Below are 16,367 nucleotides of genomic sequence, written 5' to 3' on the forward strand. Positions count from 1 at the left end.
CTGGAGGACAAATGTCCACGTTTGGTGCCTGGCACCAAATTGTCCATTAAAATACTCCAAATATCTCCAGTTAGCTTCCAATGATGACCCACATAGCTTTTGTCGAAAACTAGTGCGGAATTTTGCTGAAGTTGGTAAGTATTTGGGATATAATAGAAGAATAAGTTTAGTTGATTTATACTTGTGCGGCTGGTTTTGAGTGAAGGATGTGGGAGACGAATGGTTTATGCTGTGGAAAAGCTAAGTGAGGAGAAGGTGTTTAAGGATCCGGTTCATCGTTATGTTCATGTGCGTGATAGGGCAATTTGGGATTTAATTGGTACGAAAGAGTTTCAGCGTTTACGGCGCATCAAACAGCTGGGTACTACTTTTTTGACCTTTCATGGGGCTGAGCATAGTCGGTTCCACCACTCTTTAGGGGTATATGAAATTGTCCGGCGAATTATTGATGATGTATTTGTCGGGAGACCGGAGTGGAATGATGAAGACCGTCTGCTTACATTATGTGCAGCACTCCTGCATGATCTCGGGCACGGACCGTTTTCCCATGCCTTCGAAAAAGTATTTGATTTTGACCATGAAGATTTTACCCGTGCGATTATTTTAGGAGATACCGATGTAAATAAGGTGCTATCTAGGGTGAGCCCTGATTTCCCGAAAAAGGTAGCTGAGGTTATTGCTAAAACATCTGAAAAAAAGCTGGTTGTCAGCTTGATTTCCAGTCAAATAGATGCAGACAGAATGGATTATTTACAGCGGGACGCCTATTTTACCGGGGTGAGTTATGGGCATTTTGACATGGAGAGAATTCTGCGGGTGATGCGGCCGAAGGAAGAACAGGTTGTCATTAAAAAGAGCGGCATGCATGCGGTTGAAGATTATATTATGAGCCGCTATCAAATGTATTGGCAGGTCTATTTTCATCCCGTTTCCCGCAGTGCGGAGGTCATTTTGACGAAAATCCTCCATCGGGCCAAGCAATTATTTAAGGAAAATTATTCTTTTAAGTATGAGCCAATTCATTTTACTTCCTTGTTTCACGAGCAGGTAACTTTGGATGCCTACTTAAAACTGGATGAATCTGTCATTATGTTTTATTTTCAAATTTGGCAGGAAGAGAAGGATTCGATATTAAGTGACCTTTGCCGTCGCTTTGTCAATCGGAACTTATTTAAGTATGCCGAATTTGATCCTGCAAAAGAGTATAAAAAATTGGCAGATTTGAATTCTCTTTTTATAAAAGCAGGACTGGATCCCGAATATTATTTAGTTGTCGATTCTTCATCTGATTTGCCGTATGACTTCTACCGTCCAGGCGAAGAAGAAGAGCGCTTGCCGATTCATTTACTAATGAAAAATGGCGAATTGAAGGAACTTTCCCGAGAATCAGAGATTGTGGATGCGATTTCCGGAAAAAGAAGAACGGATCACAAGCTGTATTATCCCGCTGATTTACTTGAGGATGACTTAGATGATCAAGATATTAAAAAGCAAATACGCCAATTTTTAGAAATATAGAATGGTTTAAACGGAGTAGGAGATGACGAATATTGCTTAAAGATCATGCCAAGCTGATGCAGGCTATTAGTGTTTCCGGTGAAATTATCGGAAGAAAAAAGCTGCAAAAGATGATATACATTGCGAAAAAGATAGATTACCCGTTTTCGGACCGATTCCAGTTTCATTTTTACGGCCCTTACTCGGAGGAATTAACAACGCGGGTGGAAGAGCTTTGCAATATGGGATTTCTTAATGAGGTAAAGGAAAAAAAGGGCGGTTATTTTCAGTATCGCTACACGTTAACAGATACGGGCAAAGAATTTCTAAGCTTAAATGAGGTTGAAATGCCATGTTTGGAAGATTGCCTTGTTGATATGAATGAGCAAAATGCTAGATTCCTTGAGCTAGTGTCTACGGTTTTATATTTTGATAACCTCTCAAAAGAGGAAGTCACCAACAAAGTGTTCACTCTTAAAAGCAGCCAGCGGTATACGGAAGCTGAAATCGAAGAAGCCTACGACTACATTGAAACTTTGAAAACAAAGGCAAGACAATCATAAAAAGTGTAGAAAGAAGCTCCTGATAGATACAACTTTTCCTAGAAATTTGGTATGATTTCACTTGAAGGGAAATTTATGTATTTTAGGGGGCTTTTATCATGACTGGAACCATAACGGTAATCATGGTTTTTGGAATTCCTATTGTAGCCATTTTAACGGGGCATCTCCAAAAACAAACTAAATTGAAACAGGAAATGCTTAAGGACCAATTGGAACTCGAAAAACTCAAACACGAAAACTATCTGATCGAAACCGAAAAAATGCGCCTCGAACTTGAAAAGATGACCATCGAAAACAAAAACAACGACCTAAAACTATAAAATAAAAAGTGTGAAACCTTCCCCGATTTCACACTTTTTTTATGCTGTTAATGGAGTCCACTATATTCAGCTCTTGGTGTCCACTGTAGGAGGACAAATGTCCACGAACGGTGCCTGTCACCCAATATTATTTGTCGCTGGCACGTACGCCGCCAACAGCGTAGTGGTTTTTGGACATTTCTTCGATGAAGACAGTGATGTTTTGTTTGGGAGCGCCGGTGGTTTCGCTAACAGCGTCGGTTACTTTTTCGACAAGAGCTCTTTTTTGTTCCTCAGTCCGGCCTTCAAGCATTTTTACGGTAACGTATGGCATTGTTTTTCCTCCTTCATTATGTAGGGTGTGCTGCAGATCTAGTAGAGTACTGCGGCTATCCTCTGTAGTGTTCCATAAATTATGAAAAAGTGCAACAGCCTGACGGGCTCAAATGATTTTCTTTTTCATCGCTGTTTCAGTATACTTAAAGGAAATAGATAAAGGCGTGTTCTGTGTGTCCGTAACCGGTGGACAAATGTCCACGGGCGGTGCCTGTCACCACAATTGTTGCACCACAAGTGATACCACAATTAAGTTTAATACCACCAAAAGGGGGTAGTGCAGTTGGAGCGTTTTTTGGCTTATCCGATAGAGTTGATTCCTTATGTAGCGATAACGTTGGTGTTGGCGTTTACGTTTCATGAGTTTGCGCATGCGTTTGTAGCGTATAAGTTTGGGGATATGACGGCGAAGAATCAAGGGCGGTTGACGTTGAATCCGCTGCAGCATTTGGATCCGTTTGGGACGCTGTTGATTTTTATTGCCGGGTTTGGCTGGGCGCGTCCGGTGCCTGTGAATCGTTTCTTTTTCAAAAAGCCGCGGCTGGCTGGCGTCTTTGTTTCAGTAGCAGGACCACTATCCAATCTAATCTTGGCTTGTATCGGCTATATAATTGGCTATGCATGTCGACGTTATGGTCTGATCGCATCTGAAAACTTCTATGATTTCATCAATATCTTTATTAACCTAAATACGGTTCTGTTTATCTTCAATCTGCTACCGTTGCCGCCGCTTGATGGCTACAGGATTATAGAGGATCTTGTACCTAATAATATGAGGGCAAAAATGACTCAATATGAGCAGTATGGGACGCTGATCTTTTTAATTTTAGTTATTACACCGCTGGATCGCTTTACCATTCAACCGATATTCAGTTTTGTCATTCCGCTTGTCTCTGACACATTAAGCAATTTCTTTTATCAGCTGTTTTTTTAAAGGAGGTTTTTGACACCGATGGAAGAAAATAAGAAGAAAATGGGCTTTAATATTATTAAAAATGACCCGACTGATGGCCACAAAGGCTTTGGTAAAGGGGCTCTAAGTTTGGATAATGTTTCCCCAGTCATCATTGATGTCAATGCTGGAGAAGCCGAAATTGATATTGGCGCGATGCATGCGCGCAGCGCCGTTGAAAAGGGCATTAAATTTCTCCCTAACCAGGAGGAAGTTCCAAATGGCAAGCCCTATTGGCTTGTTTGGGTGACGATTGACCGTAAAGTGGAAGGTCCTTATTATGCGGGTGTGACCGCCTGCTTTATGACGGTGGACCGAGAAATACGCCGTGGATACAAGTCTCTTCCTGAGCATGTGAACCGTATGGACAAATCATTAAAGCGGCACATTATTGTTGACCATATGGATGAGAAATCAAAGCATACATTATCTCAATTCCTACGCGCCCACAACGAGGATTTATGGAACAATTCCTCGGATGAACTGAAAAAAGGTCTGCTGGGCGAATAAAAATTTTTACAAAAATGAAATCAAACTTTCTTACTTGTAGTTTATTGAAAAAATCGGTAGTATATAATCAGTGTGAAAGCACTTTAAGACTAGGACAGAAAGAAGCTCCGGGGCAGGCTCCGGAGCTTCTTTCGTATACTTTAATGCCCAAACGGGAAGATCCGCTTATACCACGGATTTTTCTTATCGGTGCTATGTTTCTCTTTTAATTTTCCAATAGGATCTTTGATATGATCCGTACAATATTCAGTAGGTTCTGTACCGGCTACATAATAGGTAAACCGGCGGATTGGGCAGTCCTTTGTCGCCAGCTTGCCATTTGTCGGGTCTACATATAGCCCGACAACGCCTTCTTTTGGCGGTCGGAAGGCTTTAACTGGCTTGCCGTCTAACGCTTCCTCCATGAAATGGGCCCACACATTTTTGGCATACGTTTTTTCAGCTGTAACTTCAATTGGTTTTCCAACGTCATACCCCGCCCAAACTGCTGTCACTAATTGCGGTGAGTAGCCAATCATCCAGCTGTCCGTTTCAGTTGAGCCTGATTTCCCGGCATAGGGGCGTGTCAGATCCTTGATAACCGTACTTCCTGTTACGCGGGAATAAGCATTTAGCTTTGGATCAAACACACCGGTTAACATATGTGTCATGACAAACGCTTTCGCCGCATTCAACACACGTTCAGACTGATTCTTTTTTTCAAAAATAACATTGCCGTTATAGTCTTCAACTCTTGTAATTAAAGTTGGATTTACTTTTTTTCCACCGTTGGCAAAGAGACTGTAGGCATTGGCCATTTCAATGACCCGAACACCGGAAGTCCCCAAGGCAAGGGATGGCACCTGAGCCATTTTCGTTGACAGCCCAAACTTCTTGGCTGTTTCAATTAACGTATCTTCCCCTAAAAAGAGGTGCGTTTTGACAGCAAAAATATTATCCGACACAGCCAGGGCCTCAGCTAAGGTAATCTCCCCGTCGGCATATTTGTTGTTAAAATTGTGGGGCGTATATTCTGCCTGGCCATTATCAAAATGGAAGGTCGTGTATTCACTTCTCATCGTGGAAGATGGAGTAAACCCATGGTCCAGTGCCGCATAATAAAGCAGCGGCTTAATGGTTGAGCCCGGTTGTCGAATCGCTTGAACCGCCCGATTAAATGGGNNCCAACCATTGCCCGAACATATCCATTTTTAGGATCCATCGCCACAAGGGCCACCTGTATGTCAGATGAGTTAGCCACATATTTGTGAATTTGTTCCTCTGCCGCCTTCTGCTGTTTCAAGTTCAAGGTGGTATATACCTTCAACCCACCTAGAGCAATCGTTCGTTCATCCAAGTTTAATTGGTTTTTTAGGGCATTTTTAACGGCATCCTGAAAATAGGGAGCTACTTCAGCCCGTTTGACAGTATGTTCTCCGGTCAGCGTCAGCGACTTTAAGGCTGCCTGCTGAGCTGCTTTTTTGGTGATATAGCCGTTTTTTTCCATGCTTTGTAAAATAATAGTCTGACGGGACTTTGCATTTTTCATGGAAGCAAATGGTGAATAGAGGCCAGGGCCCTTGGGGATTCCTGCCAGCATACTCGCTTCTGCCAAAGATAATTCGGAAGATCTTTTTCCAAAATAATATTGGCTTGCAGCTTCAACACCATACGCGCCATTTCCGTAATAAATCGTATTTAGATAACCTTCTAGAATTTGTTTTTTTGAATAATTCATTTCAAGGCGGATCGTATAGAAGGCCTCATGAAGTTTCCTTGTCCAGGTTTTATCATGCTCCAAAAATAGGTTACGGGCATATTGCTGGGTGATGGTGCTAGCACCCTGGACTTTAGCGAATGCCTGAATATCGGCAACAACCGCACCGGCAATCCGTTTATAATCAAATCCATGATGGGAGTAGAAATTCTTATCCTCTATAGAAATCGTCGCATGAACCAAATCTGGGGAAATATCTTTCAGTCTAGTCCAATAACGCTTTTGCCCGTTATTGGTTTCCCCGATTAAGGAGCCGTCATCCGCAAAAAAAAGCGTGGATTGCGGTACAGCAAGCGGCGGTGGACCTAAAATTTTTGCATAAGCTAGAATCCCTATGAACAAGAGCAGCATACAAATCATGCCGATTAAACTGATGAAGAAAAGAGCACGCAAGTATTTGATCGTCTTCCGAAACCCATGATTTGTCATGATTTCCATTGTTGTTCACCACCCTATGTTAGCGTTATTTTGAACCGATAGGAAAGCTTTTTAGGCATGGGTACAACTATGCCTCTGTCAAGCTCGCAAGTCGATGCGTTTCTAAAAAAATAGATAGTAATAGTATTGAAAAAATAGAGTCTTTTTAAACACTTCCCGGAAAAAAATGAAAAATTTCATTATTTTTGCTAGACATTTTCACGTGTTTGGTTTTCAATAGTTTGGGTAGCATAAGTTTGAAGTGGATTTTATACTTATGCTGCATGGAAAGGATGATGGAAATGGGAGGACTGTGGTTTACAGAAAAGCAAACTGAAAATTTCGGCATTACAATGAAAGTAAATAAAACATTACATACTGAACAAACAGATTTTCAAATGCTTGAAATGGTGGAAACGGCTGAATGGGGGAACATGCTCCTGTTAGATGGCATGGTGATGACCTCTGTGAAGGATGAGTTTGTCTATCATGAAATGGTGGCACACATTCCGCTATTTACCCATCCGAACCCTGAGAATATATTGGTTGTCGGCGGCGGCGACGGCGGCGTAATTCGTGAAGTGCTAAAGCATCCAAGTGTCAAAAAAGCTACGCTTGTCGATATTGATGGGAAAGTCATTGAGTATTCGAAGAAATTTCTTCCTGAGATAGCTGGATGGCTGGATGACCCTCGTGTGGATGTAAGGGTGGACGATGGTTTCATGCATATCGCCAACAGTGACAACGAATATGACGTCATTCTGGTCGATTCCACTGAGCCGGTAGGGCCGGCCGTAAATCTGTTTACCAAGGGCTTTTATGCAGGCATTGCTAAGGCATTAAAAGAAGACGGGCTGTTCGTGGCCCAATCGGATAACCCATGGTTTAAAGCAGACCTTATTCGCAACGTTCAACGTGATGTTAAGGAAATCTTCTCTATCACCCGTTTATACGTAGCGAATATTCCGACCTATCCAAGCGGACTCTGGGCTTTTACCATCGGTTCGAAAAAATATGACCCGCTACAAGTCAGTGACGACCGCTACCATGAATTAGAAACAAGATATTACACGAAAGAATTACATAAGGCCGCCTTTGTACTGCCAAAATTTGTTGGTGACCTTGTGAAATAGAAATGTAGCAAGAGTGACAGGAACCAATAACGGTTGGCGGTACCTGTTACCATTACATACCTGTATATATAAAGAAGTGAGGGAATCTACATGCGTTTTGATGAAGCTTATTCGGGGAATGTGTTTATTAAAAGTCATCCAAATTTTGAGGATAGTCAAGTGGTTCTTTATGGGATGCCTATGGACTGGACAGTCAGTTATCGTCCCGGTTCTCGTTTTGGCCCGGCACGGATCCGCGAAGTATCGATTGGTCTTGAAGAGTACAGTGCATACCTAGACCGAGAATTGGATGAAGTGAAATATTTTGATGCCGGCGATATTCCGCTGCCTTTTGGAAATGCCCAGAAGAGTCTTGACATGATTGAGGAGTTTGTTGATCAAATTCTCGAAAAAGGTAAATTTCCATTTGGCATGGGCGGTGAGCACCTTGTGTCATGGCCGGTAATGCGATCCGTTTTTAAAAAATATCCGGATTTGGCGATCATCCATATGGACGCTCATACCGATTTGCGTGAGGAGTATGAAGGCGAGCCGCTCTCTCACTCCACTCCAATTCGCAAAATTGCCGAGCATATTGGACCATCTAATGTGTATTCATTTGGAATTCGTTCAGGAATGAAAGAAGAGTTTGAATGGGCAAAGCAAAATGGCATGCACATTTCCAAATTTGAAGTGCTTGAGCCGTTAAAAGAAGTGCTGCCAAAACTAGCGGGGCGTCCGGTTTATGTAACAATAGATATCGATGTCTTAGATCCGGCTCATGCCCCTGGAACGGGTACAGTCGATTGCGGAGGGATTACATCCCGTGAGCTTTTGGCATCCATTCACGAGATTGCTCGTTCTGAAGTAAAGGTAGTTGGCTGCGACCTTGTAGAAGTAGCGCCAATTTACGATGTGTCTGAGCAAACCGCTAACACAGCAAGCAAATTGATTCGTGAAATGCTGCTTGGCTGGGTAAAATAGATCGAATGTAGTGAATGCCTTCCGTTTAAAAGGGGGGCATTTTTTTAAGGTATGGTTTAGCAAGTAAATCGGGTAGGTTCACAAGTAAAACGGTCTTTTTCGCAAGTAAAATGGCATATTCCGCAAGTAAACGTGGCTGTACAGCAAGTAAAATGACATATTCCACAAGTAAACGTGATTTTTCCGCAAAGGTTTTTTAAGAAGAGGCAGGTGATGTTAAAATGGCGAATACCGAAATTCCCGTAAAAATTAACATAAAAACAACAATAGATGAGCAAGAAACAGTAGAACTCATTGTGTTTGGTCGGTTCTATCAAAAAGAAAATGCCTCCTTCCTTCAATATAAAGAAGTCCTTGAGGAAGGAACAGTGAAGACTATTATCAAATTAGGAATTAACGAAATGTTGATTTTGCGAAGCGGTGCGGTCAAGATGCGGTTGCCGTTTCAGTTGGAGAAAGAGCAGCGGGGTAGCTATGAGCTCCCGTTTGGGGTATTTGAGACCGCAACTTTGGCGAAAAAAATGGCATATCACTTTGAAAATAAAGCAGGTTTCATTGAATTATTGTACGACTTTTCCCTACAAGGAGAGCAAGCTGGTTCCTACCATTTGCAAATAAACTTCCAAGAAGAAAAATATTAAACAAGCTGATTTTTACGTAAGGTCACTTCAAAAGAAACGCATATTTACCAAAAAAATGCAGATACTAGATAATGAACTAATACGGAGGAGTGACCCGAACAAATGAATGTAGGAAGAGCAAAGGAAATCTTAGAATCAGCTGATATGATTAACGTAACGTATGAGGGGACACCCGTCATCATTCAGCACGTCGACGAATCAACCAAAATGGCGAGAATCTACACCAAAAAAGAACCAGACCACGAACAAGACGTCCCAGTCTTAAACCTAATCGAAGAATAAAAAAAGTCTCCGAAACACACTTTCGGGGACTTATTATTTTTATATATAAATGATACATTCAACCATAATATCAAAGAAAATCAAGCAGGCACTGTGAAATGGCATGCCCCGCTCTTTTCAAAAGGTCAAAAAAGGTGCCAGGCACCACAAAACAACTTGTTATAGAAAGCGGGAGATTGCACCGGCAATCATTTCTTTGATGGATCTATATAGGTTTGGTTTGGTTAGGGTTGCAAGTGTTAGTGGTTCGGAGTCGCTGATGTCTTTTTGGATTATGTCTTTGAAACGTTTGATAAAGGCAGAATCGTTGAAGATGCAGTTGATTTCTTTGTTTAGGAAGATGCTGCGCCGGTCAAAGTTGGCGGTTCCAATGTCGCATATGGTGTCATCAATTACCACGGTTTTTGCGTGATAAAACCCGTGTTTATATTGATAAACCGCAACATCTTCTTCAAGCAGCTTCCGTAGGTAAGGAAATGATGCTTCCTGAACAAGGGGGTGGTCGGTTTTAAACGGAACAATCACCGTAATGTCAACCCCGCGTTGCCGTGATTGGATTAGCTCCGCACAAACAGTCTGGCTTGGGATAAAGTAGGGAGTCCCAATCACAATCGACTTTTTGGCCTTTCGAATGAGACTGACATAGTATTCCTCCATTTGGCCGGCTTCGGTTGGGATAAACTGATGGCAAACATCCCCCTTAGGCAAAACAGGAAAATAAATGGAATCATGTCGAAGGTGCTCCCCGAAATACTCCTGCCAATCCATAAAAAACACTTTTTGCAAGTAATTTACACTCTCACCGCTAATCCGCAAATGATAATCCCGCCAAGGGCACAGCTTTGGTTCCTCATCAATATACTCCTTACCTACATTAAAGCCTCCAAGATAACCTATTTCTCCATCAATAATGGAAATCTTTCGGTGGTTGCGCACCTGAGATGAATAAAATAGAAACGGAAGTCTTACCCGGTTACTAAAGGCGAAATTCACGCCAGCCTTCTTTAAGTCATTCACCATTGCCTTTTTTACCTTAATGCTGCCCAAACGATCAAGCAATAATCGGACTTCAACCCCCTCTGAAGCCTTTTTCTTCAAAATTAAAAAAAACTCTTGGCTGATGTCATCATCCTTTAAAATATAGAACAACACATGAATATGGTGCCTGGCCTGTCTTAGATCCGCAAAATACCGCTGGAACAGCTCCTGGCCATGCGTGAAAATCTCAAAATGTCCATAGAGCTCAGGAGTTAAGAACGGTCTTGCCTCCTGAAGATGCTTCTTTTGCCCCATCCTAAAATCAAGTACGAGCCATATAATGAAAAATAATAATAAACCGGCAACAAGTAGCGCTATTCTCATTGGAATCCTTCCCCCAATCGGTTATGTTAGTTTTTCCATTAGAAGCTATTTCTATAAATTGAATCATTCTTAATAAATATAATTTGACTGAATGCTCATTCATTTTTATAATAGAGATAAGTTAGTTTCAGAAAATTTATTATTTTCTACACTTACAAACAATGGGGAGAAGAAATGAAAGAAAGGGGCGTCTCATATGAATGGACTTTTATGGGTCAACCTGATTGCGTTTCTTGCTGTAACCGCTTACGCAATCAGCCTGTTTGTCTACGTGGTCAAAACCCGAATTCAATACATCAAGCTCGGGAAAAAGGTCGAGTTTGATAACAACGTGAAAGAGCGTTTGCAAAAAATTTGGGTGAACGTATTTGGTCAAAAGAAGCTTTTAAAAGATAAAAAGAGTGGAATCATCCATGTCATGTTCTTCTATGGCTTTATTCTTGTCCAATTTGGAGCCATTGATTTTATTTGGAAAGGGATTGCGCCGGGCTCACATTTACCGCTTGGTCCGCTTTATCCAGGGTTCACTTTTTTTCAGGAAATTGTCACATTAATGATTCTTGTCGCCGTCATCTGGGCATTTTATCGTCGTTACGTGGAAAAATTAGTCCGCTTAAAGCGAAATTTCAAATCGGGGCTTGTCTTAATTTTTATCGGCGGTTTAATGGTTTCTGTTCTAGTGGGGAATGGAATGGGGATTATTTGGCATGGTGAAGAAACAACGTGGACGGAACCGATTGCCTCCGTCATTTCCATGGCTTTCTCTTGGATGGGAGAAACCGCTGCTATCACTGTTTTCTATGTAGCATGGTGGATGCACTTGTTATTCTTACTATCTTTCTTAGTATATGTGCCGCAGTCCAAGCACGCGCACTTAATCGCTGGTCCAGCAAATGTGTATTTAAATCGTTTGGAAAGACCAGGTAAATTGAAAAAAATTGATTTTGAAGACGAATCGCAAGAGTCCTTTGGGGTTGGAAAAATTGAAGACTTTACCCAGCTGCAAATGATTGACTTTTATGCCTGTGTAGAATGCGGCCGCTGTACAAATATGTGCCCGGCTACAGGCACCGGTAAAATGCTGTCGCCGATGGATTTAATGCTCAAGCTGCGTGACCATCTTACCAATTATGGTGCTGCGGTCACTTCGAAACAGCCATGGGTGCCGACATTTGCTTTTGCCAATACAAAAGGAAATCAGATTGCACTTGCCGCAGCGGGTCAAGGAGCCCAAGAATCAGCAGCAGCACTTGCCTACAGTCCCAGCCTGATTGGCGATGTCATTACCGAAGAAGAGATCTGGGCATGTACCACTTGCCGTAACTGTGAAGACCAATGTCCGGTTATGAATGAACACGTTGAAAAAATTATTGATCTGCGCCGTTATCTAGTGTTAACCGAAGGAAAACTTGATGCAGATGCACAGCGGGCCATGACTAACATTGAACGTCAAGGTAATCCATGGGGACTAAACCGCAAAGAGCGTGAAAACTGGCGCGATATTCGTGAAGATGTTCATGTTCCAACCGTAAAAGAAATGAATAAAGCCGGTGAAGAATTCGAATACCTATTCTGGGTGGGCGCTATGGGCTCTTACGATAACCGCAGCCAAAAAATTGCCCTTTCATTTGCCAAATTAATGAATGAGGCTGGCGTGAAATTTGCTATTCTTGGTAACAAAGAAAAGAACTCAGGAGATACAGCACGTCGACTTGGTAACGAGTTCCTATTCCAGGATCTTGCTGTAAAAAATATTGAAGAATTCGAAAAGGCAGAGGTCAAGAAAATTGTAACGATTGACCCACATGCCTATAATATTTTCAAAAATGAGTACCCTGATTTCGGGCTTCAAGCAGAAGTGTACCACCATACCGAAATCTTGTATGACCTTGTAAAACAAGGAAAATTGGTTCCGAAGCACGCAGTCAACGAAACGATTACCTTCCATGACTCCTGCTATCTCGGCCGTTACAATGATGTTTACGATCCGCCACGAGAAATCTTGAAGGCTGTTCCAGGCGTGAAGCTTGTGGAAATGGAACGTAACCATGACAAAGCCATGTGCTGTGGCGCAGGCGGCGGTTTAATGTGGATGGAGGAAGAAACCGGCCATCGAATCAATGTTGCCAGAACTGAACAGGCACTAGCCGTCAATCCTTCCGTGATCAGTTCCGGCTGTCCGTATTGCTTGACCATGCTGTCTGATGGAACAAAAGCGAAAGAAGTGGAAGATCAAATTGCCACTTACGATGTCGCAGAAATCCTTGAAAAATCAGTCTGCGGCGAGCCTGTTTCTGCTGCTTCCTAAACGACATTAGAATAGTAGAAGTTGAATCTTTAAAAAATTGTGTAAAATATTTCAACTTCTACTATTTTTTGTGTAAAATAGAAAGTGTATAAAACGCTTACATTCCTTTTTCGCTATAAAGACGTGGGTGAACCGGCCTTTTTTTAAAAAAATGCCGAAAAGCCTTCGTACACTTTTGGTTATTTATCGAGCGAGCGTTCAGTCGATGGTTATTCATTAGGCTGGTAGAGGAATGTTATTTTTTGCGAAATGGTGACTGAAAATTGAGAAAAGGGGGAATTTTTTGTGGGGAGAACAGCTATTTTAAGTGGGGTTAGAACACCTTTTGGGAGGTTTGGTGGTGGATTAAGCAGCTTCACGGCATCACAACTTGGGGGATTTGCGATTAAAGAAGCACTGAAGCGGGCAGGTGTAACCCCTGAAGACGTTCAAGAAGTCATTTTTGGAACTGTTTTACAAGGGGGGCAAGGACAGATTCCATCTCGTCAGGCAGCACATGAAGCTGGTCTACCATGGGAAGTAAAGACTGAAACAATTAATAAGGTTTGCGCCAGTGGACTTCGCAGTGTAACACTGGCTGACCAAATTATCCGACTAGGGGATGAGGAAGTAATTGTCGCGGGTGGCATGGAATCAATGAGCAATGCGCCGTATTTTATGCCGAAAGCAAGATGGGGCCTACGCATGGGTGATGCAGCCGTTAAGGACATGATGATTCATGACGGGTTAAGCTGCAGCTTTACAGGCGTTCATATGGGAACCTATGGGAACTCAACAGCAGAAGAGTTCGGTCTTACCCGTGAAGCTCAGGACGAATGGTCCCTTAGAAGCCATGTACGAGCGCTTGCGGCCATTGAGAGCGGCAAATTTGCCGAAGAGATTGTGCCGGTCGAAGTTCCTCAACGCAAAGGGCCTGCAACAATGGTTGAACATGATGAAGCTCCAAGGAAAGATACCTCTTTAGAAAAACTCGCAAAACTCGGACCGGCCTTTGGCGGCGGTACCATTACAGCCGGTAATGCCCCAGGGGTCAATGACGGTGCCGGGGCCCTAATATTGATGAGCGAAGAAAGAGCTTTACGCGAAGGCAGAAAAGTGGAAGCAGTAATTATCGGCCAGGCAGCAGTTGCCGTTGAGGCGAAAAACTTTCCACAAACACCTGGCCTTGTCATTAATGAAATTTTACGAAAAACTGGCAAGAGACTTGAGGAAATCGACTTATTTGAAATTAACGAGGCCTTTGCGGCAGTGGCATTAGCCAGCGGACAAATCGCTGACCTCGATCCGGAAAAAGTTAATGTAAACGGGGGAGCAGTGGCTTTGGGTCACCCAATCGGTGCGAGCGGAGCGCGGATTATTATCACATTAATGCATGAATTAAAGCGCCGTGGCGGCGGAATCGGCATTGCTGCTATTTGCAGCGGCGGAGGCCAGGGTGATGCGATTATGATTGAGGTGCCTAGAGGTTAATAGATTCATAGATATACAAAGTGGAGGGGAAAGCATGAAAGTCAATAAAGTGATGGTAATTGGAGCAGGGCAGATGGGTTCAGGGATTGCCCAGGTTTGTGCCCAGGCAGGGTACAGCGTTTTATTAAATGACTTAAAACCGGAATATGTAGAACGCGGTTTAGGGGTAATCAATAAAAATTTATCCCGAAATGTGGATAAAGGCCGGATGACAGATGACCAAAAAGCAGAGGTATTGAACAGACTTATTGCCTCAACAGACTTAAACGATGCAGCCAACGTAGACCTCATTATCGAAGCAGCTGTTGAAAATATGGAAATCAAAGCAAAAATTTTCTCACAACTGGATGAAATTGCGCCGGAGCATGCGATCCTGGCAAGCAACACCTCCTCGCTGCCAATCACTGAAATCGCTGCAGCCACAAAGCGGCCGGAAAAAGTCATTGGCATGCATTTCATGAACCCTGTTCCGGTCATGAAACTAGTTGAAATTATCCGCGGCTTAGCAACAGCGGATGAAGTGTACCAGGTCATTGAAGATATGACAAAAACCCTAAACAAAGTACCTGTTGAAGTAAATGACTTCCCAGGTTTCGTCTCGAATCGTATTTTAATGCCAATGATTAACGAAGCCATTTACACCCTATATGAAGGGGTTGCCACGAAGGAAGCAATCGACGAAGTCATGAAGCTGGGAATGAACCATCCAATGGGACCATTGACACTGGCTGATTTTATCGGTTTGGATACATGCCTATATATTATGGAAACCCTGCACGAAGGCTTCGGCGACGACAAATACCGACCTTGCCCGCTGCTTCGCAAATATGTTAAAGCAGGCTGGCTTGGTAAGAAGACCGGACGGGGCTTTTACACATACGAGTAAATTGTTTTTTAAAAATATAGATTTCCTTGGGAAAGGGGCACTGAGGATGGATACTGCTACTTTATTTTCTCCAAAAGGAGAGATCAACATGAATCTCACATTTACAGAAGAGCAGGAAATGATGCGAAAAATGGTGCGCGATTTTGCAATGGGCGAGATTGCCCCATTTATTGAAAAAATGGAAAATGGGGAGTTTCCGCGTGAAATTCTTCGAAAAATGGGCGAACTTGGATTGATGGGCATCCCGGTTCCAGAGCAATATGGCGGTGCCGAGATGGACTTCATTTCCTATATTATCGCTATAAACGAGCTTTCAAGGGTCAGCGCTACCATGGGCGTCATTCTATCCGTTCACACATCGGTGGGGACCAACCCGATTCTATATTTTGGAACGGAGGAGCAAAAGCAAAAGTTTGTACCGAAGCTGGCTTCCGGGGAATATTTGGGGGCCTTTTGCCTCACAGAACCCAGCGCCGGTTCTGATGCAGGCAGCTTGAAGACACGTGCAGTCCGGGACGGCAGTCATTACGTGATCAACGGTTCGAAAGTATTTATCACAAATGGCGGCGAGGCAGACATTTATGTTGTTTTTGCCAAAACGAATCCTGATTCCGGCAGCAAAGGGGTCTCGGCGTTTATTGTAGAAAAAAATACACCTGGTCTGGTCATTGGCAAAGATGAGAAAAAAATGGGACTCCATGGTTCTAGAACTGTCCAGCTGACGTTTGAAGATATGCGGGTGCCGGTGGAGAATCTGCTAGGGAACGAAGGAGAAGGCTTCAAAATTGCAATGGCGAACCTCGATGTCGGCCGTATAGGTATCGCGGCTCAGGCACTTGGCATTGCTGAGGCAGCACTCGAAGCGGCCACTGCCTATGCGAAAGACCGCCAGCAATTTGGAAAGCCAATCGCCGCCCAGCAAGGAATCGCCTTCAAACTTGCGGACATGGCGACCAGCGTAGAAGCTGCAAAACTTTTAGTCTATCGTGCCG

Annotated in this window: 15 protein-coding genes and 1 pseudogene; 13 read left to right on the top strand and 3 right to left on the bottom strand. The window is 43.0% G+C overall.

The window, feature by feature from the left end:
- Nucleotides 1-219: 219 nt before the first annotated feature.
- The 3 genes from V7083_RS00340 (at nucleotide 220) to V7083_RS00350 (ending at nucleotide 2,380) form a co-directional block, all read left to right on the top strand.
- Nucleotides 220-1,518, top strand: coding sequence for an HD domain-containing protein (locus V7083_RS00340; protein WP_335474181.1), 1,299 nt, complete (start codon nucleotides 220-222; stop codon nucleotides 1,516-1,518).
- A gap of 32 nt (nucleotides 1,519-1,550) precedes the next feature.
- Nucleotides 1,551-2,060 carry a YwgA family protein gene (locus tag V7083_RS00345; protein ID WP_335474183.1) on the top strand — a complete coding sequence of 170 codons (510 nt, stop codon included), beginning with the start codon at nucleotides 1,551-1,553 and terminating at the stop codon, nucleotides 2,058-2,060.
- A 98-nt stretch (nucleotides 2,061-2,158) separates the two neighbouring features.
- Complete coding sequence (locus V7083_RS00350; protein ID WP_335474185.1) at nucleotides 2,159-2,380, top strand: hypothetical protein; 222 nt, start codon at nucleotides 2,159-2,161, stop codon at nucleotides 2,378-2,380.
- A gap of 127 nt (nucleotides 2,381-2,507) precedes the next feature.
- Here V7083_RS00350 and V7083_RS00355 read toward each other — a convergent pair whose 3' ends face one another.
- Nucleotides 2,508-2,693, bottom strand: coding sequence for a 2-hydroxymuconate tautomerase (locus tag V7083_RS00355; protein WP_335474187.1), 186 nt, complete (start codon nucleotides 2,691-2,693; stop codon nucleotides 2,508-2,510).
- Between the two features lie 285 nt (nucleotides 2,694-2,978).
- On the opposite strand from V7083_RS00355, the gene V7083_RS00360 reads away from it, so the two are divergent.
- Complete coding sequence (locus V7083_RS00360; protein ID WP_335474189.1) at nucleotides 2,979-3,629, top strand: site-2 protease family protein; 651 nt, start codon at nucleotides 2,979-2,981, stop codon at nucleotides 3,627-3,629.
- 18 nt (nucleotides 3,630-3,647) lie between these two features.
- On the top strand, nucleotides 3,648-4,157 hold the full coding sequence (locus V7083_RS00365; protein ID WP_335474191.1) for a YwhD family protein: 510 nt from the start codon (nucleotides 3,648-3,650) through the stop codon (nucleotides 4,155-4,157).
- 140 nt (nucleotides 4,158-4,297) lie between these two features.
- On the opposite strand, the pseudogene V7083_RS00370 reads toward V7083_RS00365, so the two are convergent.
- Nucleotides 4,298-6,351: pseudogene (locus V7083_RS00370) on the bottom strand (transglycosylase domain-containing protein).
- Nucleotides 6,352-6,632: 281 nt separating this feature from the next.
- Here V7083_RS00370 and speE point away from each other — a divergent pair.
- The 4 genes from speE to V7083_RS00390 all read left to right on the top strand — a co-directional run bounded on the left by speE (nucleotide 6,633) and on the right by V7083_RS00390 (nucleotide 9,349).
- Nucleotides 6,633-7,463, top strand: a complete 831-nt coding sequence (gene speE / locus V7083_RS00375; RefSeq protein WP_335474193.1) for a spermidine synthase — start codon at nucleotides 6,633-6,635, stop codon at nucleotides 7,461-7,463.
- Nucleotides 7,464-7,553: 90 nt separating this feature from the next.
- Complete coding sequence (gene speB, locus V7083_RS00380) at nucleotides 7,554-8,426, top strand: agmatinase (protein ID WP_335474195.1); 873 nt, start codon at nucleotides 7,554-7,556, stop codon at nucleotides 8,424-8,426.
- A gap of 221 nt (nucleotides 8,427-8,647) precedes the next feature.
- On the top strand, nucleotides 8,648-9,067 hold the full coding sequence (locus V7083_RS00385) for a DUF1934 domain-containing protein (RefSeq protein WP_335474197.1): 420 nt from the start codon (nucleotides 8,648-8,650) through the stop codon (nucleotides 9,065-9,067).
- Between the two features lie 102 nt (nucleotides 9,068-9,169).
- Nucleotides 9,170-9,349 carry an H-type small acid-soluble spore protein gene (locus V7083_RS00390; RefSeq protein WP_335474199.1) on the top strand — a complete coding sequence of 60 codons (180 nt, stop codon included), beginning with the start codon at nucleotides 9,170-9,172 and terminating at the stop codon, nucleotides 9,347-9,349.
- 159 nt (nucleotides 9,350-9,508) lie between these two features.
- On the opposite strand, the gene cls is transcribed toward V7083_RS00390, so the two are convergent.
- A complete protein-coding gene (gene cls, locus V7083_RS00395; RefSeq protein ID WP_335474201.1) occupies nucleotides 9,509-10,711 on the bottom strand; it encodes a cardiolipin synthase in 1,203 nt (400 codons plus the stop codon).
- 196 nt (nucleotides 10,712-10,907) lie between these two features.
- Between cls and V7083_RS00400 the strand changes: the two genes are divergently transcribed.
- The 4 genes from V7083_RS00400 to V7083_RS00415 form a co-directional block, all read left to right on the top strand.
- Nucleotides 10,908-13,019 carry a (Fe-S)-binding protein gene (locus tag V7083_RS00400; protein ID WP_335474203.1) on the top strand — a complete coding sequence of 704 codons (2,112 nt, stop codon included), beginning with the start codon at nucleotides 10,908-10,910 and terminating at the stop codon, nucleotides 13,017-13,019.
- A 285-nt stretch (nucleotides 13,020-13,304) separates the two neighbouring features.
- Nucleotides 13,305-14,489: an acetyl-CoA C-acetyltransferase gene (locus V7083_RS00405; protein WP_335474205.1), complete on the top strand. Its 1,185-nt coding sequence runs from the start codon at nucleotides 13,305-13,307 to the stop codon at nucleotides 14,487-14,489.
- Between the two features lie 34 nt (nucleotides 14,490-14,523).
- Nucleotides 14,524-15,375, top strand: a complete 852-nt coding sequence (locus V7083_RS00410; RefSeq protein ID WP_335474208.1) for a 3-hydroxybutyryl-CoA dehydrogenase — start codon at nucleotides 14,524-14,526, stop codon at nucleotides 15,373-15,375.
- Between the two features lie 88 nt (nucleotides 15,376-15,463).
- A partial coding sequence (locus tag V7083_RS00415) for an acyl-CoA dehydrogenase family protein (protein ID WP_335474216.1) occupies nucleotides 15,464-16,367 on the top strand: 904 nt, incomplete at its 3' end.

Origin of the sequence: Bacillus sp. JJ1764, from assembly GCF_036962145.1 — a bacterium.
Lineage (GTDB): Bacteria > Bacillota > Bacilli > Bacillales > Cytobacillaceae > Neobacillus.